This window comes from Chamaesiphon sp. OTE_20_metabat_361, assembly GCF_031364565.1.
Genome location: NZ_JANLWO010000363.1, coordinates 1 through 1,554, shown reverse-complemented (window position 1 = coordinate 1,554; position 1,554 = coordinate 1). Strand labels below are relative to the sequence as shown.

Annotated in this window: 1 protein-coding gene; it reads left to right on the top strand. The window is 50.3% G+C overall.

Features of this window, described 5'->3' with window-relative positions; all coding sequences use genetic code 11:
- Nucleotides 1-143: 143 nt before the first annotated feature.
- Nucleotides 144-1,376: an FAD-binding oxidoreductase gene (locus RMO35_RS10535; protein WP_309741021.1), complete on the top strand. Its 1,233-nt coding sequence runs from the start codon at nucleotides 144-146 to the stop codon at nucleotides 1,374-1,376.
- The last annotated feature ends 178 nt before the right edge of the window (nucleotides 1,377-1,554 follow it).

The following is a 1,554-nucleotide window of genomic DNA, read 5'->3' as shown; positions in this document are numbered from 1 at the left end:
GAAATATTTGCAGGTAATTGCCAACTAATTTGAACTAAAGATGGTGACAAACACAACATCATCATGGACGATACTGAATTTTTGGTCGGTGGTAATCGGTAATCGAGCAGGGGTAAATAGTGATAGTCTGGATCGAGCCAGCGATGCTACTAGCCTATACTATCCCGATCGCCAGTTTAGATCTTATGGACGACAGTGTTAATGATATCTCTTTGCCAATCGCGATGCCCGAGCGAGTGGCGGAACTTGCCGAATTAGTAGCTACAGCCAATGCCGATCGAGCGCCGATCGTCGTGGCGGGAAATAGCACTAAACTTGATTGGGGCGGAACCGTCGCAGGTGCAAAATCGATCGTCAGCACTCAAAAGCTCGATCGCTTAATCGCCCATGCAGTAGGGGATCTGACAATTACTGTCGAAGCGGGGATGGGGTTCGATCGAGTGCAGGAAGTACTTGCCACCGCCGGACAATTTTTACCCCTAGATCCAGTTTATCCCGACCGCGCCACAATTGGGGGAATAATCGCCACCGCTAATGCTGGCTCATTAAGACATTGCTATGGCGGCGTGCGAGACTTGCTATTGGGAATAAGTTTCGTACGTGCTGATGGCAAAATTGCCAAAGCTGGCGGTAGAGTTGTCAAAAATGTCGCTGGTTACGACATGATGAAGCTATTTACTGGCGCTTACGGCACCTTGGGCATCTTGACGGAGGTGACTTTGCGCGTCTATCCGCAGCCGACTACTACTGGAACTGTCATTATTACGGGGGCGATCGCTGCCCTGGCAACAGCGGCTAAAATGTTGTTAGCCAGTACCCTCACCCCCATTGCCGCAGATATTGTCTCCACAGCCTTCAGTCAGCAGTTAGAGCTGAGTAATACGCCCAGTTTAGTCGTCAAATTTGCGACTATTCCCGCTAGCATTGCCGAGCAGTCCGCCCAATTACTAGCTATCGCCAAAGGATTGGGCTTAAAAGCCGGAATCTGGCAAGGCACCCAAGCCGAACGGCTCTGGAGTGGCATTCAGACCGGAATTTGGGGGACTACGCCAATCGGGTGTAAATTAGGTGTCAGACCCACCGCTGCTATAGATACGATCGCCACACTCGATCGATTGACAGATCGTACAGCTAGAGGTGTCATTCATCTCAATAGTGGCATCGGTGAGTGCGCTCTCTTCACCGCCGATGCGATCTTGCCGCTCCGCAGCCATTGTGAAGCAAATGGCGGCTTTTTATCCATGCTCCAAGCACCACCAGATCTCAAGCAGCAAATCGACATCTGGGGCTATCGCGGCAATGCCGTCCCCCTAATGCAACAAATCAAACACCAATTCGATCCTTTAGCTATCCTCAATCCTGGACGATGTTTTTAGCATACTCACATCTTGCATCAAAACAAAGTTACTAGGGTTTTAGTGAATAGTGAATAGTGGATAGTGAATAGTGGATAGTGGATAGATCTGTAGGTTGGGTTGCGGATGCGCGATACGGAGGGTTCCCCGAGGGTTTAGCGACCCAAATCACGCGGAGGTTCCCTCCGCATGTGTTTGG

Excerpts from the sequence above, each read along its gene's own strand:
- RMO35_RS10535 (WP_309741021.1), top strand. The coding sequence starts at position 144 with ATGCTACTAGCCTATACTATCCCGATCGCCAGTTTAGATCTTATGGAC.